The organism is Methylobacterium sp. D54C (assembly GCF_053345595.1).
Genome location: NZ_JBKFAK010000300.1, coordinates 1 through 252, shown reverse-complemented (window position 1 = coordinate 252; position 252 = coordinate 1). Strand labels below are relative to the sequence as shown.

Annotated in this window: 1 pseudogene; it reads right to left on the bottom strand. The window is 68.7% G+C overall.

The features are described 5' to 3' along the window. Nucleotides 1-125: 125 nt before the first annotated feature. Nucleotides 126-252 (bottom strand): annotated as a pseudogene (locus ACLBYB_RS33630) (Mu transposase domain-containing protein); the annotation flags it as partial.

Here is a 252-nt window from a genome sequence, read left to right as displayed (position 1 = left end):
CATTCGTCCCTGGGCTATCGGCCGCCCGCGCCCGTCAGCTACCCGGATCTGGCCTTCCGGCTACCCATGGCAGCGGCCATGCAGTAGCCTCCCAATCGGCTCGGTCCAAAATATCGGTCAGGTCAGTGGACGCGCACCACCGCTCCGCTCACGGTGACGCGAACCCGCTCGCCGATCAGCCGCCACGGCACCGAATAGGCGTTGCCGTCGACGCTGACCGCGCAGTCTGCCCCGACCCGGCGCACGAGATCG